This window comes from Streptomyces sp. NBC_01520 (assembly GCF_045040375.1).
Classification (GTDB): domain Bacteria; phylum Actinomycetota; class Actinomycetes; order Streptomycetales; family Streptomycetaceae; genus Streptomyces.
In genome coordinates this window covers 7062950-7089650 of record NZ_CP109404.1, presented here as the reverse complement: position 1 = coordinate 7089650, position 26701 = coordinate 7062950, and the positions used below count along the sequence as shown (strand labels likewise).

Annotated in this window: 17 protein-coding genes; 10 read left to right on the top strand and 7 right to left on the bottom strand. The window is 71.0% G+C overall.

Annotated features, from left to right (window positions below):
* Positions 1-122: 122 nt before the first annotated feature.
* Both yicI and OG524_RS31955 read right to left on the bottom strand, forming a co-directional pair.
* Positions 123-2390: an alpha-xylosidase gene (gene yicI / locus OG524_RS31960; RefSeq protein ID WP_405387083.1), complete on the bottom strand. Its 2268-nt coding sequence runs from the start codon at positions 2388-2390 to the stop codon at positions 123-125.
* A 61-nt stretch (positions 2391-2451) separates the two neighbouring features.
* Entirely contained in the window at positions 2452-5310 is a 2859-nt protein-coding gene (locus tag OG524_RS31955; protein WP_405812151.1) for a glycoside hydrolase family 3 C-terminal domain-containing protein, read from the bottom strand.
* 382 nt (positions 5311-5692) lie between these two features.
* Between OG524_RS31955 and OG524_RS31950 the strand changes: the two genes are divergently transcribed.
* The 7 genes from OG524_RS31950 (at position 5693) to OG524_RS31920 (ending at position 16644) form a co-directional block, all read left to right on the top strand.
* Positions 5693-7366, top strand: a complete 1674-nt coding sequence (locus tag OG524_RS31950; RefSeq protein ID WP_405812150.1) for an extracellular solute-binding protein — start codon at positions 5693-5695, stop codon at positions 7364-7366.
* A 1-nt stretch (position 7367) separates the two neighbouring features.
* Positions 7368-8390 carry an ABC transporter permease subunit gene (locus OG524_RS31945; protein WP_329205543.1) on the top strand — a complete coding sequence of 341 codons (1023 nt, stop codon included), beginning with the start codon at positions 7368-7370 and terminating at the stop codon, positions 8388-8390.
* Positions 8391-8407: 17 nt separating this feature from the next.
* Positions 8408-9331 (top strand): carbohydrate ABC transporter permease, encoded by a 924-nt coding sequence (locus tag OG524_RS31940; protein ID WP_383804927.1) that lies wholly within the window; start codon positions 8408-8410, stop codon positions 9329-9331.
* A 106-nt stretch (positions 9332-9437) separates the two neighbouring features.
* A complete protein-coding gene (locus OG524_RS31935; RefSeq protein ID WP_405812149.1) occupies positions 9438-11678 on the top strand; it encodes a WD40/YVTN/BNR-like repeat-containing protein in 2241 nt (746 codons plus the stop codon).
* Positions 11679-11692: 14 nt separating this feature from the next.
* The gene (locus OG524_RS31930) at positions 11693-13669 is read left to right on the top strand and encodes a beta-galactosidase (RefSeq protein ID WP_405812526.1); all 1977 of its coding nucleotides are present in this window, start codon (positions 11693-11695) and stop codon (positions 13667-13669) included.
* Positions 13666-15885, top strand: coding sequence for a glycosyl hydrolase family 95 catalytic domain-containing protein (locus OG524_RS31925; protein ID WP_405812148.1), 2220 nt, complete (start codon positions 13666-13668; stop codon positions 15883-15885). The genes OG524_RS31930 and OG524_RS31925 overlap by 4 nt, the downstream gene beginning before the upstream one ends.
* Before the next feature lie 51 nt (positions 15886-15936).
* Complete coding sequence (locus tag OG524_RS31920) at positions 15937-16644, top strand: GH12 family glycosyl hydrolase domain-containing protein (RefSeq protein ID WP_405812147.1); 708 nt, start codon at positions 15937-15939, stop codon at positions 16642-16644.
* Positions 16645-16715: 71 nt separating this feature from the next.
* Here OG524_RS31920 and OG524_RS31915 read toward each other — a convergent pair whose 3' ends face one another.
* From OG524_RS31915 to OG524_RS31905, 3 genes are all read right to left on the bottom strand, one after another.
* On the bottom strand, positions 16716-17723 hold the full coding sequence (locus tag OG524_RS31915; protein WP_405387092.1) for a LacI family DNA-binding transcriptional regulator: 1008 nt from the start codon (positions 17721-17723) through the stop codon (positions 16716-16718).
* Between the two features lie 184 nt (positions 17724-17907).
* Entirely contained in the window at positions 17908-18993 is a 1086-nt protein-coding gene (locus OG524_RS31910) for a pectinesterase family protein (protein ID WP_405812146.1), read from the bottom strand.
* A 118-nt stretch (positions 18994-19111) separates the two neighbouring features.
* A complete protein-coding gene (locus tag OG524_RS31905; RefSeq protein WP_405812145.1) occupies positions 19112-19909 on the bottom strand; it encodes an ATP-grasp domain-containing protein in 798 nt (265 codons plus the stop codon).
* A 193-nt stretch (positions 19910-20102) separates the two neighbouring features.
* Between OG524_RS31905 and OG524_RS31900 the strand changes: the two genes are divergently transcribed.
* Genes OG524_RS31900 through OG524_RS31890 form a run of 3 tightly spaced genes read left to right on the top strand, consistent with a single transcriptional unit; the run spans position 20103 to position 24144 of the window.
* Positions 20103-21428 (top strand): ABC transporter transmembrane domain-containing protein, encoded by a 1326-nt coding sequence (locus tag OG524_RS31900; RefSeq protein ID WP_405387099.1) that lies wholly within the window; start codon positions 20103-20105, stop codon positions 21426-21428.
* Entirely contained in the window at positions 21425-23245 is a 1821-nt protein-coding gene (locus tag OG524_RS31895; RefSeq protein ID WP_405812144.1) for an ABC transporter ATP-binding protein, read from the top strand. Before OG524_RS31900 ends, OG524_RS31895 begins: the two co-directional genes overlap by 4 nt.
* A gap of 5 nt (positions 23246-23250) precedes the next feature.
* Complete coding sequence (locus OG524_RS31890) at positions 23251-24144, top strand: siderophore-interacting protein (RefSeq protein WP_405393035.1); 894 nt, start codon at positions 23251-23253, stop codon at positions 24142-24144.
* A 48-nt stretch (positions 24145-24192) separates the two neighbouring features.
* Here OG524_RS31890 and OG524_RS31885 read toward each other — a convergent pair whose 3' ends face one another.
* Positions 24193-25647: a family 43 glycosylhydrolase gene (locus OG524_RS31885; protein WP_405812143.1), complete on the bottom strand. Its 1455-nt coding sequence runs from the start codon at positions 25645-25647 to the stop codon at positions 24193-24195.
* On the bottom strand, positions 25629-26600 hold the full coding sequence (locus OG524_RS31880; protein WP_405387103.1) for a family 43 glycosylhydrolase: 972 nt from the start codon (positions 26598-26600) through the stop codon (positions 25629-25631). The genes OG524_RS31885 and OG524_RS31880 overlap by 19 nt, the downstream gene beginning before the upstream one ends.
* Positions 26601-26701 lie beyond the last annotated feature (101 nt).

The following is a 26701-nucleotide window of genomic DNA, read 5'->3' as shown; positions in this document are numbered from 1 at the left end:
TCAAAGTATCGAGCGATGGGCAGGCCGTGTCAACGACACGGCACCCTCGGAGCCTGCGCACGGATACGGCCGGCGGCCCGGCGCATCGCGCACCGGGCCGCCTCATCAGCAGGGAGCGAAGGTCAGACGACCGTGACCGTCCCTGCCCCCGTCACCACCGCACCGGATCCCTCCACGCTCACGCGGTACGGCCGGTCGCTGCCCTCCGCCGTGACCCGCATACCGGTGCTGTCCCGTACGACGCGGAACTCGGCCGCCGTGGCGCCGGACAGGTCCGGCACGGTGACCGTGCTCTCGCCGGTTCCGGAGCCGAACACCCGCAGGGTGAGGCCGTCCAGCCAGTCGCTGTCCGGGCGCTGGTCGTCGGCGCCCCACGGGAGCACCGCCCCGTCCCTGACCAGCAGGGGCAGGCTGTCGAAGCCGTGGGTCTCGTGGCGCCAGGCGGGACCGGTGATCCGTTCGCCGGTGAGCAGCGACGTCCAGGTGCCCTCGGGGACGTAGTACTCGACCTCTCCGTCCTCGGTGAAGACGGGCGCGACCAGCAGATCGGAGCCGAGCATGTACTGCCGGTCCAGGGTGCGGGAGGCCGGGTCGCCGGGGAACTCGACCAGCATGGGGCGCATCATCGGGACGCCCGTGCGGTGGGCCTCGGCCGCCACCCCGTACAGGTAGGGCATCAGGCGGTGCTTGAGCAGGGTGAACTTCCGTGCCACGTCGACCGCTTCCTCACCGAACGCCCACGGCACCCGGTAGGAGACGTTGCCGTGCAGCCGGCTGTGCGAGGACAACAGGCCGAAGGCGAGCCAGCGTTTGAAGACGGCGGGGTCGGGGGTGCCCTCGAAGCCGCCGATGTCGTGGCTCCAGAAACCGAAGCCGGACAGGCTCAGCGAGAGACCGCCGCGCAGCGACTCGGCCATCGCGGTGAACGAGGCGAAGCAGTCGCCGCCCCAGTGGACCGGGAACTGCTGTCCGCCGGCCGTCGCGGAGCGGGCGAAGAGCACCGCCTCGCCCGTTCCGCGCTCCTTCTCCAGGAGCTCGAAGACGGTGCGGTTGTAGAGCTGCGCGTAGTAGTTGTGCATCCGCTCGGGGTCGGAGCCGTCGTGCCAGACGACGTCGGTCGGTATGCGCTCGCCGAAGTCCGTCTTGAAGCAGTCGACACCCTGGTCGAGCAGCGCGCGCAGCTTGCTGTTGTACCACTCGCGGGCTGCGGGGTCGGTGAAGTCGACCAGCGCCATGCCGGGCTGCCACAGGTCCCACTGCCAGATGTCGCCGTTGGGCCGCTTCACCAGGTACCCGAGTTCGGCACCCTCCGCGAACAGCACGGACTTCTGCGCGATGTACGGGTTGATCCACATGCTGATCCGCAGCCCGCGCTCCTTGAGCCGGGTCAGCATGCCCTCCGGGTCGGGAAAGACCTCGGGGTCCCACAGGAAGTCCGACCACTGGTACTCGCGCATCCAGAAGCAGTCGAAGTGGAAGACGCTGAGGGGGATGTCGCGCTCGGCCATCCCGTCGACGAACGAGGTGACGGTCTCCTCGTCGTACGACGTGCAGAACGAGGTCGTGAGCCAGAGGCCGAACGACCAGGCGGGCGGCAGCGCGGGCCGGCCGGTCAGGGCCGTGTAGCGGGCCAGGACCTCCTTCGGGGTCGGGCCGGCGACGACGTAGTACTCCAGCGACTGGTCCTCGACGCTGAACTGCACCTGGCCCACGGACTCCGAGCCGATCTCGAAGGAGACCTTCCCGGGGTGGTTGACGAAGACGCCGTAGCCGCGCGAGGAGAGGTAGAACGGGATGTTCTTGTACGCCAGGTCGCTGCTGGTGCCGCCGTCCGCCTGCCAGATGTCGACGGTCTGGCCGTTCTTCACGTACGGCGTGAAGCGCTCGCCCAGGCCGTAGACGTTCTCGCCGACGCTCAGGGCGAGTTGGGCGATCATGTGGTGGGCGCCGTCGGGTGTCGTGGCGAACGCCGTGCCCTTGGGATCGACACCGGTGAGGCGCCGACCGTCCGCGTCGAGGAAGGTCATGCCCCAGGGGCCGTCGCCGTCCATGCGCAACGTCAGCGGGCCGCTGGTGAGTTCCGTGACCGCGCCGTCCCTGCGGGTGCGGGCCGCGGGTGCGGTGCTGTCGTCGCCCAGGAGGGCGAAGTCGGGCCCTCGCCGGGCCTTTCCGGCGTGGTGCGTGACGCGTACGCCGATGACTCCCTCGGCCGGTGAGAAGCAGTCGACGGTGATCAGAGGGGTGTTGAGCGTGTCCCCGCGTGCGGCCACCCGCTTGACCGCGGCGTACGCGGTGAACCGGTCGGCCTCGACGCGCAGATCGCGGATCTCGGTCGCGTAGGAGGCGCGGACGCCCTCACGCATGAGCCAGAAGCCGTCGGTGAACTTCATGAGGACTCCTTGCCGGGGGCACAGGGAAACGGTCGGGGGGTGAGGGCGTGCGGCACGGTCGTCACGCGGTGAACCCGAGTCCGGCGAGACGTACGGATCCCTGCAGGGTGACGCGCACGTCGTGCACCCCACGGGCGTCGAGCGCGGCCTCGACGGTGCGGTAGTCGTACGGTCCCGTGGTCGCGGGGACCACGATCTCCACCGTTCGCCCGTCCACCGTCACCGTGACGGATCCGGCACCCGAGGCGGACGCCGTAACCGCCTGCACACCGGCACCGAAGTCACAGGCACGGAAGAGCAGTTGGCCGATGTCGTCGACGGCCGCGACGGTGTCGCCCTCCACCTTCGTACGGTCGAGGATCTCCGTGCCCTGCTGCTCGTCGTAGTCGGCGGCCTCCAGCCCGCGCTCCACGGCGGGGCGCGGGCCGGACGCCTCACCCTCGACGACCGCGGTGGCGGTGAGCCGGATGTCGGCGCTCGATGCCCCGGCCAGGATCTCGTACGCTCCCGGCTCGACGGTCCAGCGGCCGTGCGCCACGCTCCAGTGGCCCAGCTCCTCGACGGGCACGAGGAACTCGACGCGTTCGGCGGCACCCGCCGCGAGGTGCACCCGGCGGTGGCCCACCAGTCGGCGCAGCGGCAGGTCCGCCGAGGAGTCCGCCGCCCGGACATAGAGCTGGGGGACCTCGTCGGCGGCGACGGCGCCGTCGTTGGTGACGGTCAGCGAGACCCGCAGGCCACCCTCCTCCAGCACCGCCCTCAGGGCGGAGTAGGTGAAGTCGGTGTAGGCGAGCCCGTGTCCGAACGGGTAGAGCGGGGTGCCGTCGAAGTAGAGGTACGTCTGCCGCGAGCCGATGACGTCGTAGTCGAGCAGACCGGGGAGATCGTCGTCGCAGGCGTACCAGGTCTGCGGAAGCCGTCCGGCCGGGGACACGTCGCCGGCGAGGGTCCGGGCGAGCGCGGTGCCCGCGGCCTGGCCGCCGTGGGCGGTCCAGAGCAGGGCGGGCAGCTCCGCCGCCGCGTCGGTGACCGCGTACGGGTAGGCGGAGGTGAGGACGAGGACGGTGCGCGGGTTGGCGGCGTGCGCGGTGCGCCACAGCCGGTCCTGCTGGGCGGGGAGGGCGAGCGTCGTGCGGTCCTCGGTCTCACGGCCGTTGATGTGGGGGTCGTTCCCGGCGACGACGACGACCGTGTCGGCGGCTGCGGCGACCCGGGCCACGGCGTCCTCACCGCGTTCGACGGTCTCTGTCTCGAAGACCGTGGCGCGGGCCGCGGGAATCTTTTCGCCGGACTCGGCAACCTTTGCGCCGTCGGCGGCGACAGTGACGTACCCACCCGTCCCGATGTGCAGAAGGCGGTGTCCGCCGTCGTGCCCCTCCACCGCTTCCAGGCGGAACGTCTCCTGGACGACCCAGCCGCCCGGCTCGTCCGCGGACGCCCGTACGTAGCCGTCGTCGGCGACGGAGAGGTACAGGCCTTCGTCGGTACGGAAGGTGAGGACACCGTCGCCCCAGTCGACGAGGGCGAGCTCGGTGGCCGTCCCGCCGCAGGTCAGCGGCGGCAGATCGGTGCGGCCGGCGAGGAGCGCGGGGTCGAGTGCACCCTCGGCTCCACGGGCCTCGCCGTCGGTCGCCGCTCCGGCCTCGGGCACCCTGAGCCAGCCCTCGGCGCACTTCAGCCGGACCCGGTCCGCGCCTTCGGCGAAGAGGACGTTCTCGGCGCCGTACCGCTCACGAAGTCCGTCGAGCGGCGTCGAGCGGTGCAGGAGCGTGCCGCTGTACCAGTCGAGCTTGCAGGCGTCGGCGAGCAGCCCGACGACGGCGACGGTCCGGCCGTCACGCGGCTCGAGCGGCAGCAGTCCGTCGTTCCGCAGCAGCACGACGGACTGCTCCGCCGCCTCCAGCGCGAGTGCCCGGTGCCCCTCCGTGTCGAAGTCGGCGACGTCCGCGTACGGATCGAGCTCGGGGTCGAACTCACCGAGCCTGAATCGCAGTTCGAGAATCCTACGGACCGCGTTGTCGATGTCCTCCTCGTCGAGCAGGCCCTTGGCGAGCGCGTCGCGGATGCGCCCGGTCATGACGGTGGAGTCCTGGCCGTGGTCGGTGAAGCTGTCGACACCGGCCTTCAGGGAGGCGGCTGTGGCTTCCTCGTGGGTGTCGAAGTAGTGCTCGGAGTCGACCAGGTTGGAGGGCGCCCCGGCGTCCGAGCAGACGACGAGCGGCTGTTCGGTCCAGCTGCGCAGCTCCTGCGAGAGGAGCGGGGAGACGTGGTTGGGGCGGCCGTTGACCAGGTTGTAGGCGGGCATGACACCGGCCACCGCACCTGCCTGGACCGCGCTGCGGAAGGCCCGCAGATCGTATTCGTGCAGGACGCGCGGGCGGACCGAGGAGGAGGCGGTGTCACGGTCGGTCTCGTTGTTGTGCGCGAGCCAGTGCTTCAGGACCGGGGCCGTGCGCCAGTAGAGGGGGTCGTCGCCCCGCAGCCCCCGGGTGTAGGCGACGGCGATCGCGGAGGTGAGCGCCGGGTCCTCGGAGTACCCCTCCTCGCCCCGTCCCCACAGCGGGTGGCGCAGCAGATTCACTGTCGGGGCCCAGACGTTGAGCCCCACCCGGTCGTCCTCGGCGCGCTTGGCCCGCACCTCGTTGCCGACGGCCTCGCCGACCCGCCGGACCAGCTCGTCGTTCCAGGTCGCGCCGAGCCCGACGGCCTGCGGGAAGACCGTGGCGGGGCCCATCCAGGCGACTCCGTGCAGGGCCTCCTGTCCGGTACGGAACGGCCCGAGGCCCAGCCGCTCCACCGCGGGTGCGAACTGGTGCAGCATCGCGATCCGCTCGTCGAGCGTGAGCCGCCCGAGGAGATCGGCGGTGCGCAGGGCGAAGGTCAGCTGCGGGTCGCGGAAGGGAAGCGGATGGTCCGTCACGTGCGGGTCCCCTTGGAAAGGTGGGAGGTATTCAGGGAAGGCGCGCTTCGAAGGATCTTCGAAGCGCTTCGATGCTCTGCGCACAATCCGCAGGTGTCAAGGGTGTGAGCCGAGCACTGTGGGTACCCGGGCCTCGTTCCACCGGGAAACAGTTAGGAAACAGGTCCGAGGAATCTGGAAACCGACTCTTGTGCGGCCGGATGGCTTCACTTAATCTCGCTGCAACATCGAAGCGCTTCGACGACACACTTGATCGACCCGCTTCGCCTCAGCCGGTGCAGTGCTGCCGGCTCGGCCGGTAACGCCCGCTATCTCAGACACAGGAGCCGGACGGCACTCGCCACCGCCGGACTGTCCTGGTGCACCACGAAGGGTTGACGCAATGACGCCGAACTCCCCCTCCGTCCCGAGCCGGAGGAGTTTCCTCGCCTCGACCGCGGTCGTCGCGGCAGCCGTGGGCGGGGGGATCCCGCTCCTCGCCGCCTGCGGCGGTTCGGGCAGCAGCTCGAAGAACGAGGGCACCACCACCGGCAAGAAGCTGAAGGACGTGCTTCCCGCCTACGTGCCGTCGAACGCGGTCACCCCGGACATCCCCAGCAAGAACGGCTCGGCCGCCGGTTTCACCACCGCGCTGCCCGCCGACCAGCTCGCCGTCTCCGTGCCGAAGAAGCTCGGCAAGGGCAGCGAGCTGAGCATCCTGGCACCGCTGTGGGGCACCTCGCCGGGTGAGGGCAACCCGTACTGGACGGCGATGGACGAAGGCGCCGGCGTCAAGGTCAAGTGGCAGAACCAGGACGGCAACACCTACGGGCAGAAGCTCGGCGCGGTCCTCGCGTCCAGCAACATCCCGGATGCCGTCGTCGTCCCCGGCTGGGAGCTGGGCGGCAAGATACCCAGCGCCATCGCCAACAAGTTCGCCGACCTCGGCCCGTACCTCTCCGGCGACAAGGTCAAGGCGTACCCGAACCTCGCGGCCATCCCCACCGGCGCGTGGCAGCGGGCGATCTTCGCCGGAAAGCTGCGCGGGCTCCCGATGCCGGCCGAGGCGACGCCGAACATCACCCCGTTCTACCGGGCCGACATCTTCGAGGAGAAGGGCTACTCGGTCCCCACCACCACGCAGGAGTTCTTCGACCTCTGCAAGGAGATCAACGCTCCGAAGAGCAAGGTGTGGGCGTGCGCCGACATGACGTGGTCGGCGTACAACTTCTTCGGGGTCCTGCAGGAGAAGCCGTACTACTGGAAGCTCGTCGACGGCAAGCTGGTCAACCGCTACGAGACGGACGAGTACCTCGAGGCCCTGGAGTGGTCGCGCTCGCTCTACTCGGCGGGCTTCGTCCACCCCGACGCCAAGGCGGAGCAGGGTGACCTGGGCAACGTCTTCGCCTCGGGCAAGGTCCTCATGTACAACGCCGACATCTCCGACTGGTACGGCAAGACGGCGGTCCAGCGGCTGGACAACCCGAAGTTCCGGATGGCGGCGATGGACATCTTCGCCCACGACGGCGGCACCCCCGTCCTCTACGCGGCCTCGCCCTCCAACATCTGGTGCTTCATCAACGAGAAGGCCGACAAGAAGACCATCGAGGACATCCTGGCGCTCGCCAACTACACCGCCGCCCCGTACGGAACCAAGGAGCAGCGTCTGCGGGCGTACGGCGTCGAGGGCACCCACCACACCCTCAAGGACGGTGTCCTCACCAAGACGGAGCTGGGCAACAACCAGGTCTTCGCGACCTACGAGTACATCGCCTCCCCCGCTCCCTTCCGGGCCTTCGCCGACCAGCCCGACGTGGCCAAGGGCATGGTCGAGTGGCAGCAGCGCCAGGGCGCCCATGTGAAGAAGCCGCTCTTCTACGGGATGCAGATCCAGGAGCCCGCCCGGTTCGCCGAACTCAACTCGCAGTTCGAGGACCTGGAGAAGGACATCGTCCGCGGCCGCAAGAAGATCAGCGACATGCAGCAGAACGTCTCCGACTGGAAGACCAAGGGCGGCGACAAGCTTCGCGACTGGTACAAGAAGCTGCTCGACGAGACCGGTGAGTCGGCCTCCTGACATGTCACTGAGCACAGAGGACCGGCGCGCGCGAGCGACACGGACGCCGCCGGTCAAGACGGGCGGGGCGGAGCGGCGAAAGGGCCGGGCGGCCGGGGGCATCACCCTGCGTCACCGGCTCCGCCGGGACCGCACACTGATCCTGATGACCCTGCCGGCGATGCTGCTCCTGCTGGTCTTCGCGTACATCCCCCTGGCGGGCAACGTCGTCGCCTTCCAGGACTACGACCCGTACATCGCGGACAATGCGTTCCAGTCGATCGCGCAGAGTCCGTGGGTCGGCCTCGAGTGGTTCCAGCAGATGGTGAACGACCGGCTGTTCTGGTCGTCGCTGCAGAACACGCTGGTGATCTTCCTGCTGCAGCTGACCCTGTTCTTCCCGGTCCCGATCCTGCTCGCGCTGTTCATCAACAGCTTCGTGCGCCCCCGGGTCCGGGCGGTCGCCCAGGCGATCCTGTACCTGCCGCACTTCTTCTCCTGGGTCCTGGTCGTCACCGTGTTCCAGCAGATGTTCGGCGGCGCGGGGCTCATCGCGCAGACACTGCGCGACCACGGTCACGACGGCATCGACCTGATGACCGACCCCGGTCTGTTCAAGTTCCTGATCACCTTCGAGATGATCTGGAAGGACGCCGGCTGGGGCGTCATCGTCTTCCTCGCCGCCCTGGCCTCCGTCAGCCCGGACCTGTACGAGGCGAGCGCGATGGACGGCGCGAACCGCTGGCGGAGGATGTGGCACATCACGCTGCCCGCCCTGCGCCCGGTCGTCGCCCTGCTGCTCGTGCTCCAGGTCGGCAACGCACTGACCGTCGGCTTCGAGCAGATCCTGCTCCAGCGCACGGCCGTCGGCCCGGGGGCCTCCGAAGTCCTCGATACCTACGTCTGGAACGTCGGCATCACCTACGGCAACTTCAGCTACGCGGCGGCCGTCGGAATCATCAAGGGAATCTTCGGTCTGCTGCTGGTCCTCGGGGCCAACAAGGTCGCTCATCTCATGGGCGAGCAGGGGGTGTACAAGAAGTGAGCAGCCTGCTCGCCGGTATCACCGGCATTGCCGGGGTGAAGCCCGGAACACGCGGCCGTCTGCGTCCGGCGTGGGAGGAGGAGCCGTCGAAGGCGGGACTCGCCTCCAAGGGCGTGGTCCTCGTACTGGTCTGCCTCGGCGTCCTGTTCCCGCTCTGGGTCGTCGTCGTCACCAGCCTGTCCTCGGTGAAGACCATCACCGAGACCGGCGGCCTGGTCGTGATCCCCCGCGGCATCACGTTCGTCGCCTACCAGGAGCTGCTGGGCGGCGGCCAGGTGACCCGGGCGGCGCTGGTCAGCATCGGCGTGACCGTCGTCGGGACGCTCTTCAGCATGACGGTGTCGGTCATGTGCGCGTACGGTCTCTCGCGCACCGGTTCCGTACTGCACCGGCCGCTGCTGGTGTTCATGCTGGCCACGATGTTCTTCGGCGCGGGTCTGATTCCCACCTATCTGGTGGTGCAGGGGCTCGGCCTGACCGACTCGTATCTGGCGCTGATCCTCCCGAGCGCCCTGAATGTGTTCAACATCCTGGTCCTGCGCGCCTTCTTCATGAGCACCGCGCAGGAGCTCATCGAGAGCGCCCGTATCGACGGGGCCGGCGACGTCCGCATCCTGTGGCAGATCGTGATGCCGCTCTCGCGGGCCGTCATCGCGGTGATCACGCTGTTCTACGCGGTCGGCTACTGGAGCGCCTGGTTCAACGCGTCGATCTACCTCAGCGACCCGGACATGCTCCCGCTCCAGAACGTGATGAACCAGCTGGTCATCAAGCAGGAGAGGCCCACCGGCCTGGCCCAGGTCATCAACACGGGCCATCTGTCACCGCTCGCCATCCAGATGGCGGTCATGGTGCTGGCGCTGCTGCCGGTCGCGGTCCTGTCGCCCTTCGTGCAGAAGCACTTCAAGGAAGGCATGCTCACGGGCGCGATCAAGGGCTGACTCCGCCCCGCCTCACGCCCCGGACTCCCGAACTCCCGGACCCCCGAGTTTCCCGAACTCCCCGAACAGCAGGACTCCACCACTCCCACCCGAAGGTGTGTTCGTCATGCGCGCTTCGTCCGTCCCGCAGCCCGAACCCGCACAGGAGAACGCGCCCCGGCGCCGTACCGTGCTCGCCGGTGCGGCCGCGGTGACAGCCGCCGCCGCGCTGCCCCTGGCCGCCCCGGCCGTGGCGGCCGCGCGGCCCAGGAAGTCCCAGCCGCACCGGTGGCGTACGGCGGCGATCGGCGGGACCGGTTTCGTCACGGGCATCCTGTTCCACCCGGCCGTCCGGGGCCTGGCCTACGCCCGTACGGACATCGGCGGCGCCTACCGGTGGGACGACGGCCGGGCGCGCTGGACGGCGCTGACCGACCACCTCGGATGGGACGACTGGAATCTGCTGGGTGTCGAGGCCATGGCCGTCGATCCGGCCCACCCGGACCGGCTGTACCTGGCGCTCGGCACCTACGCACAGTCGTGGGCAGGTCCGGGCGCGGTGCTCAGATCCGAGGACCGGGGTGCCAGCTGGGTGCGTACGGACCTGACGGTACGGCTGGGAGCCAACGAGGACGGCCGGGGCGCGGGCGAACGGCTCCTGGTGGACCCGCGTGACAGCGAGACCCTCTGGCTCGGCACGCGGCACGACGGGCTGCTGCGCTCCACGGACCGCGGGGCGACCTGGGCCGCCGACACCTCGTTCCCGGCGGCCGCGTCGGCGAGCGGCCAGGGCGTCACGCTGCTGGTGGCGGCGGGCCGCACGGTGTACGCGGGCTGGGGTGACGGAGGGACGGCCCTGTACCGCACGGCCGCCGCCGGCGGCTGGGAGCCCGTTCCCGGTCAGCCGCCCGCCGGCACGGCCTCGTCGAAGGTGCCGATCCGTGCCGCGTACGACGCCGGGACCCGGGCGCTGTACGTGAGTTACGCGAACGGCCCCGGGCCCAACAACCAGACGGACGGCTCGGTGCACCGGCTCGACACGGTCACCGGCACGTGGACGGACGTCACCCCGGTCGCGCCGGCCGCCTCAGACGCGTTCGGCTACGGCGGGGTCGCGGTCGACGCCAACCGCCCCGGCACGGTCGTCGTCTCCACGAACAACCGCTGGGGTCCGGTGGACACCCTGTTCCGCTCCACGGACGGGGGCGCGAACTGGACCTCGCTCAAGGACTCGGCGGTCCTGGACGCGTCGGAGACGCCGTATCTGAGGTGGGGCGGCGAGACGCCCAAGTTCGGCTGGTGGATCCAGGCCGTGGCCGTCGATCCGTACGACTCCCGGCACATCGTGTACGGCACCGGCGCGACGATCTTCGGTACGCGTGACCTGGTGCGCTGGGCGCCGGAGATCCGGGGTCTGGAGGAGTCCGCAGTCCGGCAGCTGATCGCACCGCCGTCGGGGGCCAGGCTGCTCAGCGGACTGGGTGACATCGGGGTGATGTACCACGAGTCCCTGACCGCCTCCCCGTCGCGCGGCATGGCGTCGAACCCGGTCTTCGGTACGGCGACGGGCCTCGCCCTGGCCACGCTGAAGCCCTCGTACGTCGTGCGGACGGGCTGGCCCTCGGGCGGCGCCGCCGGCGCGTACTCCCGCGACGGGGGTGCGAGCTGGCAGCCGTTCGCCGCCCAGCCGGAGCTCGCCGCGTCCGCCCCCGGACCGGTCGCGGTCTCGGCCGACGGGGCGACGCTGCTGTGGTCGTTCATCCACTGGGACGGCACGAAGTACGCCGCGCACCGCTCGGCGGACGGCGGCGCGACCTGGGCCGAGGTCGCCACGTTCCCCAAGGGCGGCACCCCGGTCGCGGACCCGCTCGACCCGGCGCGCTTCTACGTGTACGACACGGACACCGGGACGGTGTTCCGCTCCACCGACCGGGGTGCCACCTTCACCCCGGGCGCCGGCCGACTGCCTTCCGGTGACGTGCAGTTCCGCATCGCCGCCGCACCCGGCCGCTCCGGCGACCTGTGGCTCTCGGCCAAGGACCACGGGCTGCTGCGCTCGGTGGACGGCGGCCTGACGTTCACGGCGGTGGCCGGCTGCCAGGCCTCGCACGCCCTCGGCTTCGGCCGGAGCGCGGGGAAGGGCCGGGGCGGCTATCCGGCGGTCTTCCAGACCGGACGCGTCCTGGCCACGCACGACGACGTGGCGGTGCTCCGCTCCGACGACGCGGGCAGGACCTGGGTCCGCATCAACGACGACTCCCACCGGTGGGGGTGGACCGGCGAGGTCATCACCGGCGACCCCCGCGTCCACGGCCGTGTCTACCTGGGCACCAACGGCCGTGGCATCCAGTACGCAGATCCCGAATGAGGAACGAGAAGTCCATGCCGTCCCTGCACGACGCCACCCGTGGCCGCGTCCTCTTCGGAGGCGACTACAACCCCGAGCAGTGGCCCGAGGAGGTGTGGGCCGACGACGTCCGGCTGATGGAGGAGGCCGGGGTCAACTCCGTCACCGTCGGCGTCTTCTCCTGGGCGAAGATCGAACCACGCCCGGGAGCTCGGGAGTTCGGCTGGCTGGACCGGCTGATGGACCTCCTGCACGCGCACGGCATAGGCGTCGTCCTCGCCACCCCCACGGCCTCGCCGCCGCCGTGGATGGGCGCCCTGCACCCGGAGACGCTGCCGCGCGCCGAGGACGGCACGCTCGTGTCGTACGGCTCGCGGCAGCACTTCTGCCCGAGCTCACCGGTCTACCGGCGTTACGCCGCCGCGCTCACCGAGGACCTCGCCGCACGGTACGCGCACCATCCGGCGCTCACCGTCTGGCACATCAACAACGAGTACTGCACGCACTGCTGGTGCGACGCGACGGCCGCCCACTTCCGCCGCTGGCTGGCCGACCGCCACGGCACCGTCGACGCACTCAACGAGGCCTGGGGCACGGCCTTCTGGAGCCAGCGCTACGACACCTGGGCAGAGATCCTGCCGCCGCGCCGCGCGCAGTACATGAAGAACCCGGCACAGGTGCTGGACTTCAAGCGGTTCACCTCCGACGCCCTGATGGAGTGCTACGTCGCCGAGCGGGACATCGTCACCCGGCACACCCCGCACATCCCGGTGACGACCAACTTCATGCCGCTGTGGGCGGGCCAGGACGGCTGGGCGTGGGCGGAGCAGGAGGACGTCGTCTCCGTCGACATCTATCCGGACCCGACCGACCCGCTGGGCGGCCAGTACAACGCGATGCTCGCGGACATGACCCGCTCGCAGGCCGCCGGGCCGTGGATGCTGATGGAGCAGGCGGCGGGCGGGGTCAACTGGCGGGAGGTCAACCATCCCAAGCCGGCCGGCCTCAACCGGCTCTGGTCGCTGCAGGCCGTGGCCCGGGGCGCGGACGCCGTCTGCTACTTCCAGTGGCGGCAGTCCCGGCAGGGCTCGGAGAAATTCCACTCCGGGATGCTGACGCACGCGGGCGAACACGGCCGTACGTTCCGGGAAATCAAGCGGATCGGTGCCGAACTGGCCCTGATCGGCGGCGAGGTGAGTGACGCGGCGGTCCCGGCCGAGGTCGCGGTGCTCCACGACTGGGACTCCTGGTGGGCGAGCACCCAGGAGGGCCGCCCGTCCATGCGGGTCGCCTACCCGGAGCTCGTACAGGCCTGGCACCGGGGGCTGTGGGAGAGCGGGATCGCGACGGAGTTCGCCCGGCCGGAGGCGGACCTGAGCGCCTTCCGCATGGTGGTCGTGCCCCAGCTGTACCTGCTGACCGACGCGGCGATCGACAACCTGGTCTCCTACGCGCGGGCCGGCGGCACGCTCGTCTGCGGCTTCTTCACCGGTGTCGCGGACGTGGACGACCGGATCAGGCCGGGCGGCATGGACGGCCGACTGCGTGAGCTGTTCGGCATCCGTACGGTGCACGAGTGGTGGCCGCTGGACGCGGACGGTCCGGTGGAGTGCGACGGCTTCCGGGGCGGCCTGTGGTCGGAGGAGCTGGAGCCCGACGGCACGGCGGAGACGGTGTCCGCGTACCGGGGCGGTGAGCTGGACGGGCTTCCGGCGGTGCTCCGCAAGGGCACGGCCTGGTACGTCTCCACGCTGCCCGAGCCGGCGGCCCTGCGTGAACTGCTCGGCGGGGCCGCGGCGGGCGCGGGTGTACGTCCGGTCGTGGAAGGACTGCCAGACGGGGTGGAGGCGGTGCGCCGGGGCGGTCTGCTCTTCCTCCTCCACCACGGCCGGTCCACGGTCACGGTGAAGCTGCCGGGCCGCCGTCTCGACCTGCTCACGGGCGTCGAGGCCGACGGCGGTGTGGAGCTGGGGCGTTACGGCGTGGCCGTGCTCAGAGACGTCTCCGCATGATCGACGGGACGTGGGAGCCGGCCCCCGCCGCCCGTTGGGAGGACGCGTTCCTCAGCGGCAACGGGCGGCACGGCGCGATGGTGTACGGCGATCCGGCGGACGACCGCGTGATCGTCAACCACCACACGCTGGTGCGGCCCAACGGCAGTGAGGACGTCCGGCCGCCCGAGCTCGCCGGCCGCCTCGGGCGCCTCCAGGACGCGCTGCTGTCCGGGGACACCAAGGCGTCGGAGGAGTTCGGCGCGGGCCGCCCGCTGCTGTGGGTGCAGCCCTTCCACCCCGCGTTCCGTACCGGCGTCCGCCGCGGCCGGGGGCTGCACGAGGCGGTCGCCGGCTACCGGCGCGAGGTCGACTTCACGACGGGCGAGGTGACGGCGTCGTACGAGGCGTGGCGCAGCCGCGTCTTCGTGTCGCGGGCCGACGACGTGATCGTGCAGCACATCACCGACCTCGGGCTGAGCGCGGACGTCCTCCTGGACCACGCCCTGCCCGGCGCCCCGGCACAGCTGGCCGTCGGCCGTTCGGTCGTGCTGACCCCGGACGGCGCGAACCTCGCACTGCGGGTGGGCTACCCGGGCAGCGACCTGTCGTACACGGGGGTCACCGTGGCCCGGGCCGACGGCGGCACGGTGACCGTGGCGGGCGAGGGCATCCGGATCGAGGGGGCACGGAGCCTGACGCTGACGACCCGGGTACGGCGCGGGACGGGCGACCCGGACGTCGGCGCCCTGTGGGCGGACCTGCCGCACGAGGACTACGCCACCCTGCTGGCCCGCCATCAGCCGTTGCACCGCACGGCGTTCGGGCGTACGTCCCTCATGCTGCGGGACGCGGCCCGGGACCGGGAGCTGCCGGGCAGCGAACTGCTCCGCAGTCCGAAGAGCCCGGCGCTCCTGGAGCGCCTGTTCGCGGCGGGCCGCTACCATCTGCTGTCCTCCTCGGGGCAGTTGCCGCCCCGCCTGACCGGGCTGTGGACCGGTGACTGGGACACGGCCTGGTCGGGGGCGTTCACCACGAACGCCAACCTCAACCTCCAGATCTCCTCGGCCGCCACGGCCGCCCTCCCGGAGGTCACCGAGGCCCATGCCTCGCTGGTGCACGGGCAGTTGGCGGACTGGCAGGACAACGCGCGTGCGATCTTCGGGGCCCGGGGCATCGTGGCGCCGTCCCACACGGACGGCGAGTCGGGCCACACCCGGCACTTCCAGCGCGCCTATCCGCTGCACCTGTGGACGGCCGGTGCGGACTGGCTGCTGCAGCCGCTCCTCGAACACGCCGAGGTGACCACGGGCACCGCGGACCTCCGGCTGACCGGCGCCCTGGTCGAGGCGGCGCTGTTCTACGAGGACTTCCTCGGCCGCGAGGCCCCGGACGGGAGCATCGCGGTCGTCCCCTCCTACTCCCCGGAGAACCGGCCGGCGAACGCGAGCTGGGGCACGGTCAACGCCACGATGGACATCGCGGCGGCCCGGCACGCCCTGACCACGGCCGCCGCCGTCGCCCCGGACCACCCGTCCGCCGGACTCTGGCGGGCGCTCGCCGCCCGACTCCCGGCGTATCTGGTGAACGAGGACGGGGCGCTCGCGGAATGGGCGTGGCCGGGCCTGGAGGAGACGTACGACCACCGCCACCTCAGCCACCTGTACCCGGTGTGGCCGCTGGACGAGATCAATCCGTACGACACCCCTGGACTGGCGGCGGCCGCGCACCGCGCGCTGGAGCTGCGCGGGTCGGAGAACGACTCCGCGCACGGGCATCTGCACCATGCGCTGATCGCGGCCCGGCTCCGGGACCCGTCGCGGGTGTCGGCGGCGCTGGACGCGGTGCTGGGCGGCGACTTCTTCCACGACTCCCTGATGAGCGCGCACTATCCGTCCCGCAACGTGTACAACGCGGACGCGGCCCACACACTCCCGTCCGCCGTGATCGAGTCGCTCGTCCAGTCGGCCCCGGGCCGACTGGTCCTGCTCCCGGCCCTTCCGGCCACGTACCCGGCGGGTGAACTACGCGGTGTGCGGACCCGGTTCGGCGCCCGGCTGGACCTGAGCTGGTCGGCCGAGGGCGCCACCGCGGTCCTGCACCCCACCCGCGACGCCCGCGTCGATGTGCGTACGGGCGACGGGCTCGCCCTCACCGAGACCTGCGCCGCCAACCTCCGGGTCCCGCTGGACCTGGCGGCCGGCGTGGACCGCGTCCTCACCCTGGGGCCGCGGTAGCTGTTTCCCCCTGTTTCCCCCCACCGAACCCCCACCCATGGAAGGGACACCATGGCACGACGCACCCTGACCAGGCTCCTGCTGGCCCCCGCGACAGCGGTGGCCGCTCTGATCGGCTTCGCCGCGGCACCGGCCCACGCGGCGGTCTGGTCCTCATCGGACCAGTGGGGCAACTACACCACGTCCGACAACTACATCCTCTACAACAACATCTGGGGCTCCGGAGCGGGCGCGCAGTCGATCTGGGCCAACTCCTCCAGCAACTGGGGTGTCTGGGCCGACCACCCGAACACCGGCGGCATCAAGTCGTACCCCAACGCCAAGAAGATCGTGAACAAGCCGATCACCTCGCTGTCGTCGCTGACCAGCAGCTACAACGTCACCGTCCCGTCGTCCGGCGCCTACAACACGTCGTACGACATCTGGGACACGGACTACGACTACGAGGTGATGCTCTGGGTCAACTACAACGGCGCCGTGGGCCCGCTCGGCACCTCGCAGGGGACGGTGACCCTGGGCGGTCACACCTGGGCCGTCTACAAGGGCGACAACGGGGCCAACGAGGTCTTCTCGTTCCTGCGGACCTCGGACTCCTCCTCGGGCACGGTGAACATCCTGCCGATCCTGAAGTGGATCAAGGACACCAAGGGCTGGTGGGGCAACGAGACCATCGGCGACGTCCAGTTCGGCTACGAGATCACGTCGTCGCAGGGCGGTCTGGACTTCAGGACCAACTCGTTCAACGTCTCGTCGAGCTGATCCCCCGGGCCCTCACGTACGGGCAGAGCCGGTCCCACAGCGGGGACCGGCTCGTCCTGCTTCGAAGGGGTTCAGGCCGGAGCCGGTCCCGTGCTCGCCCGTACGGTCAGCTCCGGTGCCAGCAGCTCGACCTCGTCGGTACCGCGGCCCGCGAGCTTGGCCACCACCTGCTCGACCGCCCCGCGCCCCATCTCCTGTGCCGGGATGGCGACGGAGGTGAGCCGCACCGAGGCCTGTGTGGCCACCTGTTCGGGGCAGATCGCCACGACGGAGACGTCCTCGGGCACGGCACGGCCCTGCTGCTGGAGCAGGTTGAGCAGCGGTTCGACGGCGGCCTCGTTCTGCACGATGAAGCCGGTCGTGCCCGGCCGTTCGTCGTAGACCCTGGCCAGGGTGCCGGCCATCGCCGCGTACCCTCCCTCGCAGGGCCGGTGCAGGACCCGCACGCCCGTCTCCTGCGCCTTGGCCCGTATGCCGTCCACGGTCCGCTCGGCGAAGCCGGTGTGGCGCTCGTAGACGGCGGCGGCCTCGCCGATCACGGCGATCTCGCGGTGTCCGAGGCCGGCGAGGTGTTCGACGCAGAGCGCGCCGGTGGCCTCGAAGTCGAGGTCCACGCAGGTCAGTCCGGCGGTGTCGGCCGGCAGCCCGATGAGGACGGCGGTCCGGCCGGACTCCCTGAGGAGCGGGAGCCGCTCGTCGTGCATCTCGACGTCCATCAGGATCATGGCGTCCGCGAGCGAGCTCCCGGCGATCCGCCGGACCGCCGCGGGCCCTTCCTCCCCGGTGAGGAGCAGGACGTCGTAGCCGTGTGTACGGGCGGTGGTGGCGACGGCGATGGCGATCTCCATCATCACCGGTACGTACATGTCGGTGCGCAGCGGCACCATGAGCGCGATGATGTTGGTCCGGCTGCTGGCGAGGGCGCGCGCCCCCGCGTTGGGGTGGTAGCCGAGCTGCTGGATGCTGAGCTCCACCCGCTCCCGGGTGGAGGCGGAGATCGACCGCTTCCCGCTGAGGACATAGCTCACCGTGCTCGCGGAGACTCCGGCGTGCTGGGCGACCTCGGCAAGCGTGACCATTCAGCTCTCCATTGCAGATGAGGACAGCGAAGGAGAGGTGAAGCGCTTCGACAGCACTCCCTGCCCCTCCCCTTCACACTCTGACATGCACAGACACAGCTGAGCCTAGACTCGCTCACAGGGACTGTCCAGAGTGGAGTCGAAGCGCTTCGACCGACTGCTGCCCTCTCCTTCACACCGTGTCTCAGGACGCCGACGGTGTCCAGCCGGCGAGCCAGTCCGCGGTCTCCTGGGCCGTGGCCTGGGAATCCGAGAGCTGCGGCCGGCTGCTGCTCGCCGAACCCGCGCCCGGTCCGGTGTTCTTGTACTCGGCGAAGCGGTCGTCCTTCCAGGAGAAGCCGCTCATGTCGGTCCACGGGGCGGATTTGATCGCGGCACTCAGCGTGGTGTTGCGGAAGGTGGCCATCGGGTCGAGGGAGGCGTCACCGCCCGCGTGCCAGGGCCGCCCGAGGTAGAAGGTCGCCGCGGAGACGTCCCCGTTGACGGTCGAGTTGTTGATCAGGAAGCCCTTGCGGTCGGCGGCGGTGCTGGGTGCGGCGATGTAGCCGGCGGAGCTGCCGTCCCATCGCTTCTTCAGCGTGATGACGGACTTGTCGATCACCGCGCTGGCCCGCCCGAAGATGAAGTCGACGTTGCCGACGACGTAGGAGTCGGTCATGTAGACACGGCCGAGCGTCGCCTTGGACGCGGTGTCGAGCAGCAGGGTGTCCTGGTCGCCGGTGACGATGACGGAGTCGAGGAAGACCTTGTCCGCGGCGGTGCGCAGGGCGACGGCCTGGAGTCCGCTCATGTTCTGGTTGGCGGCCTCGTCGAAGTCGTTGGAGATCGTGAGGTTGCGGGCCTGGAAGCCGTTCGCCTCGGCCGCGACGGTGGCACTGCCGCCCGTCCCGTAGGGGCCCGAACCGTCGGGCTTCTGGGTACCCGAGGCGTTGTTGTAGACGATGACGGTGTCGTTGCGGCTCGATCCGCTGCCCTGGAGGGTGACGTTCTGTTTGGTGGAGGGGATCTTCACGGTCTCGCGGTAGGTGCCGGGCTTTACGGAGATGACGACCCGTGCGGTGTTGCCGGCCGGGATCGCGTTCACCGCGGACTGCACGGTGGTGTACTGCCCGGTGCCGTCCTTGGCGACGGTGAGGGTGGTCGCCGCCGCGGCGCCGGACGCCGCCCCGTGCGCCTGCACCGACACGGCGGCCAGGAGCGCCGTCGCTCCCGCCGCCAGGGCGCGGCGCCGTCCGGGGTGGGCTGCGGTACGTCGTCGATTCGCTGCCATGACCTGGTCCGTTCCGTCGGGAAGAGGTGGGGTTCCTGGCAGTAGTCGCCGCAGCGGCCCGAAAGGTTGCCGCGTTCCGGGACTCTCGGCGCCACGGGATCCGGGGCGGCCCCCCGCCTCAGACCCCGCTCCTGCGGAACCGCATGTCCCGTGCCCGGACCCGCCCGTGGGGCCCCGCGGCGCGCAGCACCACGTCGAGCGCCCCGGCCGGATCGGCCGCGTACACGTTGCTGAACCAGGCCATGTTGGCCTCGACCACCGCCCACCGCTCGGTGTCCCGGCCGCCCGTCCCCCGCATCCGCCCGACGTCGACCACCACCCCGCCGGGCAGCGAGTCCCCGCACGCCTCGGCCAGCCGTCGCGCGAAGTCACGGATCGCGGCCTCGTCCGGGTGCCCCGGCAGCGGCGCCGGGTCCAGCCTGCCGAAGGTGGCGTACCGGGAGCCGGTCCGTATCTCCCCGTCGAGCAGGAACAGCCTGAACTCCGCCGCCCAGGTGACCACTTCGCAGACCTGCACCATTGGGTCGTCCGGGTGCGGGGGCTCCGGGAGCGCGCTGCCGTCCTCGTACACAGCGGCCGGAAAGCTCTTGTCCGTGGGCGGCTTCACGAAGCGGGGTTCCGTCCCACGGCGGGCCTCCGACAGCCGGACGCTCCTGATCCCGCGCCCGGTGAACGCGTACGGCAGGACGTCCAGCCAGCCCTCGTCCGGCTCCAGAAGTGTCACACCCAGGGGTCCGGCCACGCTCGCCGCGAAGTGCGGGCCGCCGTAGTAGTGCGCGTCCCCTCTTTCCCTGAGCCGGTCCGGCACCCCGTCGCGGGGCAGGATCACGACCTCCGTGCCGCGGTCGCGCGCAGCCCCGGCCAGGAGGCCGGCGGTGGTGGAACGGTGCGGGGCGAGTGCGAGGAGCGGGGCCATGGGACAGCACCCTAGGCCGTGTTCCGGGTCGGCCGGAGGGTCGGCCGGAGGTCCGCGGCGGTCCGGGTGCCGGCCTCCGGGTCCGCCGGGCGGGCCACGCACCCAGGGGCCCCACGAGCAGGAGGTTAGGGTATCCTAAGTTCATGCTGGCTACAGTCCCGGGCCGCGAGCGCGGCGAGGCGGTCGCGCTCCGATGGGCCGAGCCGTCGGCGGGCGTGCACTGCGCCGCCGGCCCGGACCGGGCGAGGCGCTCTCCCTCGTCTCGTCCGACACCTACCGGGTCGCGGGGGTCTCCTGGAGCGTCGTGCAGCAGGCCTCGACCGTCACCGCGATCCTCACGGCGTCGACGGCGCTGCTCGTGATCTCCGTGCCCCTGGGTCTGGGCGTCATCGCCGGCACGGTCGTGGTGCTCGTCGTGATGCGCCGCGTCTCGATGCCCCTGGAGGCACGGGGACTCGCGGAGCAGGGTTCGGCGGCGCGGGCCGGCGAGGTGGCCACCGACATGATCACCGGGATCCGGGTGGTCATCGGCATGAACGCCCGCCCGGAGGCCGCCCGCCGCTACCGCGCCGCGAGTGAGGAGTCGAGGCGCGGCGCCGTGGCCGCCTCACGCTCGGTCCTGGCGTACGGCAACATCAGTCTGCTGCTGTCAGGTGTGTTCCTCGCCTTCCTGTCGACCGCGTCGGCCCACCTCGCCCTCGCCGGGAGCATCACCGTCGGCCAGCTCGTCACCGTCCTCGGACTCGCCCAGTTCCTCCAGGGCTCGCTCGCCCATGTCGGTACGTTCGCCTCCAACTGGATGCACAAGCGTGCCTCCGCCCGCCGGCTGGGTGATCTGCTGGACGAACCGCCGCTGATCGCCCCCGCCGCCCGGCCCGCCACCGGAGCGGCCGCGGCAGCCCACGCCCTGCGATGGTGTCCCCCCGAGCACGGCGAACCCCTCGATCTGCGGCCCGGCGAACTCCTCGGCGTCGTCCCCCGCCACCCCGGTCACGCGCGGGAGCTCAGCGACCGTCTCGGCTACCGCGTCCCGCTCCCCCGCGGTGAACTCCTGGTCGACGGTGTCGACGCCGTCGACCTCGGCCCGGATCCGGTGCGCGCCCGGATCGTGGCCCCGCCCCACCACGGTGCGGTGTTCTCCGGCACCCTGCGCTCCAACCTCGTGCCCGATGGGGGCGACAGCGACCCGGCCGTGCTCGGAGCCGCGATGCTCGACGACGTACTCGAACTGGTCGGGGGCGACCTGGCCCAGGTCGGCGAGCGCGGCCGCAGGCTCTCCGGCGGACAGCGCCAGCGTCTGCTGCTCGCGCGTGCGCTGCACACCGACGCCGACGTCGTCGTCCTCGACGAACCCACCACCGCGGTCGACCCGGTGACCGAGCAACGCATCGCCCAGGGGCTGCGCGGCCTGCCTGCCACGACGCTCCTGATCACCACCAGCCGGATCCTGCTCGCCGCCTGCGACCGGGTCGTCGACCTCGGCGGCGCCCACCCCGAACCGAACGGAACCACCAGGTGACCCCCGCGCACGGCACCCTGCCCATCGCCGGCACCCGCCGCACCCGTGCGGAGCTCGTCCGCCGGCTCGGCGCGCACCGCGGCCGTCTCACCGTTTCGCTGCTCACCCTGCTCGCCGGTACGGCCGTCACCCTCACCACTCCCCTGGTCCTCGGCGGCATCGTGGACGCCGTCGGGGACGGGGACGATGCCGGACGGGGCCGTATCACCGTGCTCGGCGTCGTCCTGGTGCTCGTCGCCGTCGCCGGAGCCGCGCTCGCCCATGCCGGCGGCCGGATGCTCGTCGTCCTCGTCCAGGGCGTTCTCGCCACCCTGCGCGAGGACGTGTTCGAGACCGCGGTCCACCTTCCCGCGAGGACCTTGGAGTCGTCGGACAGTTCGGATGTCGTCTCCCGGGTGACCCGCGACGTCGAGGCGATCTCCGAAGCGGCCTCCGACGTCCTCCCCGATGTCACCAACGCGAGTTTCACGATCGGCCTGAGCCTGGTGGGCCTCGCGGTCCTGGACATCCGCCTGGCACTCGCCGGCCTGGTCTGCCTGCCCGTACACGTGGTCGCCACCCGGCAGTTCCTCGCCCGCTCGCACGTCGTGTACGGGGACGTCCGTCGGCTGGAGTCCGCCCGCGGCCAGTCCGTCATCGAGGCGGTGCACGGCGCGGAGACGATCCGTGCGTACCGGGCCCAGGACCAGCACCTCGGCGAACTGGCCGCGCACAGCGAACTTGCCGTCGCACGGCAGCGCGACGGTGTACGGCTGCGCAACCGGTTCACCGGCCTGCTCAACGCGGCGGAGTTCCTCGGCCTCGCCGCCGTGCTCGTCACGGGCTTCGTACTCCTGGGCTCCGGAGCCGTCTCCGTGGGCGCCGCCACGGCCGCGGCCCTCTACTTCCACCGCCTCTTCGGGCCTGTCGGGGCACTCCTGGGGAGCCTGGACGACATCCAGCGGGCGACGGCGGGGCTGTCACGGCTCGTCGGCGTCACGGACCTGGGGCGCGACGGTGGCAGCGCAGGCGAAGCTCGGACCGCCGCGGTGGACACGCCCGGCCGTCCGGCGGTGGACACGCCCGGCCGTCCGGCGCTCGACGTGAAGGGCGTCTCGTTCTCGTACGACGGCACACGCCACGCCCTGCGCGACGTCTCGTTCCACGTACCCGCGGGTTCGAGCCTCGCGCTCGTCGGCGCCAGTGGCTCGGGCAAGAGCACTCTGGCCCATCTGATCGCGGGTCCGGGCGAACCGGACCGCGGTCAGATCACGACCGGCGAGGCGGAGGCCGCCCCGGCCCCGTCCCGGTATCTGGTGACCCAGGAGACGCATCTGTTCGGCGGCACGCTGGCGGACAACCTGAGGATCGTCCGGCCCACCGCCACCGACGACGAACTCCGCCTGGCCCTGCGCGAGACCGGAGCCGACTGGGCGCTGGAGCCCGGGGCGGGGCTCGACACCGTCCTCGGCGACGGCGGCACCGTCCTCGACGAGGGGTCGCTCCAGCACCTCGCGCTGGCCCGCGCGCTGATCGCCGGCCCGGACGTCGTCGTCCTCGACGAGGCCACCGCGCAGTGCGGCCCGCAGACCCGCACGCTGCTGCGGACGGCTCTCGAACGCGTCACCCGTGGACGCATCAGCGTGATCGTGGCGCACCGCCTGGAACAGGCGCGCGACGCGGACCGCATCCTCATCCTGCGGCGCGGCGAGGTCGCCGAGCAGGGCACACACGGCGAACTGCTGGCCTCCGCCGGCGAGTACGCCGCCCTCTGGCACGCCTACACCGGCACCATCCCCCATCCGAACCCGCACACGAACTCGCACACGAAGGAGTAGCACCCATGACCATTCACCGCGCCGTGGTGGCCCGCGTCCGGCAGCTCACCACGACCATGGCCCGCATCACGTTCCGCGGCGAGGGCCTCGCCGCGTTCACCTCCACGGGTGTCGGCGACGAGTACGTCCGGCTGTTCTTCCCCCACGGCCCCGACCGCACCGACGTCTCCCTGCCCGACGCCACGGAGAACGGCGGCTGGCAGACCCCTGAGGGGCGGCCCGAGGCCCCCGTACGCACGTACACGATCCGGGCCGCCCGCCCGGAGAGCGGCGAGATCGACATCGACTTCGTGCTGCACGGCCACGGGACGGCATCCGGCTGGGCCGCCGCCGCCCGCCCGGGCGACGTGATCGGCCTCAACTCCCCCACCGGCCTCTACAACCCCCCGGCCGGCCTCGCCTGGCAGGTCCTGATCTCCGACCTGAGCGGGCTGCCCGCCGTCGGACGCCTCATCGAGAACACCCCGGCCGGCGTCACGACCCGGGCCGTCCTGGAGGTTCCCGACGAGCAGGGTGTCCAGCCGCTCCCGGACCGGCCCGGCGTCCGGGCGACGTGGACCTATGGCGGCAACGGTCACGGCCCCAGCCGCCTGGCCGAACTGGTGAGCGCCGCGATCCCGCCCGGCACCGACCTGACCGACGGCTATGTGTGGGTGGCCGGCCAGACGGACGCCCTGCGTGCCGTACGCCGCTACCTGCGCAAGGAACTGAAGCTGCCCGCCGACCGGTTCAAGGTCGTCGGGTACTGGATGCCGGACGGCGACTCCTGGACCGAACGTTACGAGGCACTGCCCGCCGCCGTGCGGGCCGAGCTGGACAGCATGTGGGACAACCCGGCCGACGAGCCCGAGGACCTCACCATCCGGTACGAGGACCGTCTCAGCACGCTCGGCCTGTGAGCTGTTCCGGCGAGTGGCCCGGGCCTTCGGGGCCCGGGCCCTCGGGCGTCACGCCGCCGGGGTGAGTTTCCACTGCTGGCAGGTGTTGTTCAGCCAGGTCCACTGCCGTACGTCGGTGCCGTCGGCGGCCGAGCAGTCCGCCACGTCGGCGACCTTCCCGGTGGCCTGGTTGACGATGCGTACCCAGCCGCCGGTGTCGGTGGTGACGAAGCGGAAGCGCTGGCAGGTGTTGTCGAGCCACGACCACTGACGGAGGTCGGCGCCGTCGGCCGTCGAGCAGTCCGCCGTGTCGAGTACCTTGCCCGTCGCGACGTTCACCAGCCTGCTCGTGTCGTCGCCCCGGTCCTCGATCCGCCACCGTTGTTTCGTGCTGCCGTCGCACGTCCACTGCTGGACGTTCGCCCCGTCGGCGGTCGACGCGCCGTTCACGTCGAGGCACTTCCCGGTGGCCCGGCTGACCACCGTGTACGCGGTCGGTGTGGACGCCGTCTCGCCGGAGGGGCCGGCCAGTGTCGTACCGAGGGCGACGGGTGTGCCGAGATCCGGGGTGCCGTCGCTGTTCCAGCCGAACTTCTGCGCCCGCGCCGTACGTCCGTTGTCGCAGCCGTCGGACGCCGAGTCGTTGGCGTGGTAGACGATCCAGCTCTCCGTGCCGTCGGGCGAGGTGAAGAAGCCGTTGTGGCCCGGCCCGTAGACCCCGGCGGCGTTGTTCCGCTGGAAGACCGGGGTGGACTTCTTCGTCCAGGAGGACGCGGAGAGCGGGTTCGAGCCGGTCAGGGTGAGCTGCCCCAGCTTGTAGTCGGGGGTCCAGCAGCCGCTGGCGGAGTAGACGATGAAGGTCTTCCCGCCCCGCTGGAGCACCTCGGCCCCCTCGTTGACCGTGCCGCCCGACTTCTCCCAGTCGTAGGTGGGCGTCGAGATCGTCGAGAACGAACCGCTGAGCGTGTACGGGTTCGACATCGGCGCGATCACCAGGTTCTGCGTACCGCCGCCGCTCGCGCTGCCCAGCAGGTACATCGAGCCGTTGACGGTGAGCACGCTCGGGTCCAGCATCCAGGTGCTGCCCAGCTGGTTGCGGTACGTGTAGGGCCCCATCGGGTCGGAACCAGCGCTCTGCAGCACGTGCACCCGTTGTGTGGGGTTGTAGTCGGCGATGTTCTGCCCCGCGACGAAGTACAGGTACCAGCGGCCGCCCGAGTAGTGCAGTTCGGGCGCCCAGATGTTGCAGCAGCGGGAGGCGGCGTCGCCCTGCCACACCTGCACGCTCGGCGCGGTCGCGAGCCCGGCCAGTGTGGGGGACTTGCGCATGGTGATGACGTCGGTCCAACTCGTCGACACCAGGTAGTAGTTGCCGTCGTGGTAGGAGATCCAGGGATCGGCGCCCTTCTGCGCCTTGACCGGATTCGTGTACGGACGGCCCTCGGCCGCCGACGCCGATGTCGACTGCCCGAGGGCGAGGGCGAGCAGGAGGGCGCTCAGCAGGGTCAGTAGGCGACGGGCCATCCGCTGCTCCAGTTCAGTAGGTTGACGCCGAGCTTCGGGGTGCCGTTGTCCTGGCCGTCGTAGTAGTGGTAGACGAGCAGGTCACCGTCGGAGTCCGCCAGGATCGACTGGCCGCCGGGGCCGATGTACCGGCCGTGCGACTCCATGACGGGGGTGCCGCCGTTGCTGAGCATGCCGACGCCGTTGCGGTCCTTGTAGGGCCCGGTGACGCTCGTCGCCCTGCCCACCTTGATCTTGTACGTGGAGCTGGTGCCGGCGCAGCAGGTGTCGTACGAGGCGAAGAGGTAGTAGTAGCCGTTGCGCTTCACGATCGAGGGCGCCTCGACGGCCTTGGTCCCGGTGGGGCGGGAGGCGAGGGAGCGGCGCGCGGTGTCCCCGGCGTACTGCTTGCCGGTCGACGGGTCGACGCGGATCATCTTGATCCCGGTCCACCAGGAGCCGAAGGACAGCCACCACTTGCCGTCGTCGTCCACGAAGAGGTTGGGGTCGATGGCGTTGAAGTCGCTCGACGAGTTCGAGGTGTAGACGATGCCGTAGTCGCTCCAGCTGCCCGCCAGGCCGGTGGTGGAGCCGGCGAGCCCGATGGCCGAGGTGTTGGAGCCGAAGGACGAGACGGCGTAGTACATCAGGTACTTGCCGCCCCGGTAGGAGATGTCGGGGGCCCAGGGGTCCGAGGCGGAGGAGTAGTTCTTCCACCAGCTCGGCTTCGTGGTGAAGGCGTTGCCGGACCGGCCGAAGGCGGTGCGGTCGGTGGAGGTGCGGAGCTGGAGGCCTTCTCCGGTGGAGTAGAGCAGGTACTGGCCGGACGAGCTCCGGATCATGGACGGGTCGTGGACGACGATGTCGCCGTTGACGGCACCGGGGTTGGGGTACGCGGAGGCGCTGCCGGGCACGAGGGCCATCAGCAGCGCGGCGGGGAGAACAGCGAGGGTCCTTCTCAGGGTGCAGCTCATGAGGAGATCTCCTCCTTCGGTCGTGGGGTGGGGAGCGGGGCGGTACGGGCGGGCGGGCACCGGTTGGTCGCCGCCGCCGGCGAATCGGTTGCCGTGTCCAT

What these genes read in the sequence shown, in the direction of transcription:
- OG524_RS31930 (WP_405812526.1), top strand. Translation starts at nt 11,693, where the DNA reads ATGCCGTCCCTGCACGACGCCACCCGTGGCCGCGTCCTCTTCGGAGGC.
- OG524_RS31920 (WP_405812147.1), top strand. Translation starts at nt 15,937, where the DNA reads ATGGCACGACGCACCCTGACCAGGCTCCTGCTGGCCCCCGCGACAGCG.
- yicI (WP_405387083.1), bottom strand. Translation starts at nt 2,390, where the DNA reads ATGAAGTTCACCGACGGCTTCTGGCTCATGCGTGAGGGCGTCCGCGCC.
- OG524_RS31935 (WP_405812149.1), top strand. Translation starts at nt 9,438, where the DNA reads ATGCGCGCTTCGTCCGTCCCGCAGCCCGAACCCGCACAGGAGAACGCG.
- OG524_RS31910 (WP_405812146.1), bottom strand. Translation starts at nt 18,993, where the DNA reads ATGGCAGCGAATCGACGACGTACCGCAGCCCACCCCGGACGGCGCCGC.
- OG524_RS31885 (WP_405812143.1), bottom strand. Translation starts at nt 25,647, where the DNA reads ATGGCCCGTCGCCTACTGACCCTGCTGAGCGCCCTCCTGCTCGCCCTC.
- OG524_RS31915 (WP_405387092.1), bottom strand. Translation starts at nt 17,723, where the DNA reads ATGGTCACGCTTGCCGAGGTCGCCCAGCACGCCGGAGTCTCCGCGAGC.
- OG524_RS31925 (WP_405812148.1), top strand. Translation starts at nt 13,666, where the DNA reads ATGATCGACGGGACGTGGGAGCCGGCCCCCGCCGCCCGTTGGGAGGAC.
- OG524_RS31900 (WP_405387099.1), top strand. Translation starts at nt 20,103, where the DNA reads ATGGGCCGAGCCGTCGGCGGGCGTGCACTGCGCCGCCGGCCCGGACCG.
- OG524_RS31950 (WP_405812150.1), top strand. Translation starts at nt 5,693, where the DNA reads ATGACGCCGAACTCCCCCTCCGTCCCGAGCCGGAGGAGTTTCCTCGCC.
- OG524_RS31945 (WP_329205543.1), top strand. Translation starts at nt 7,368, where the DNA reads ATGTCACTGAGCACAGAGGACCGGCGCGCGCGAGCGACACGGACGCCG.
- OG524_RS31890 (WP_405393035.1), top strand. Translation starts at nt 23,251, where the DNA reads ATGACCATTCACCGCGCCGTGGTGGCCCGCGTCCGGCAGCTCACCACG.
- OG524_RS31880 (WP_405387103.1), bottom strand. Translation starts at nt 26,600, where the DNA reads ATGAGCTGCACCCTGAGAAGGACCCTCGCTGTTCTCCCCGCCGCGCTG.
- OG524_RS31905 (WP_405812145.1), bottom strand. Translation starts at nt 19,909, where the DNA reads ATGGCCCCGCTCCTCGCACTCGCCCCGCACCGTTCCACCACCGCCGGC.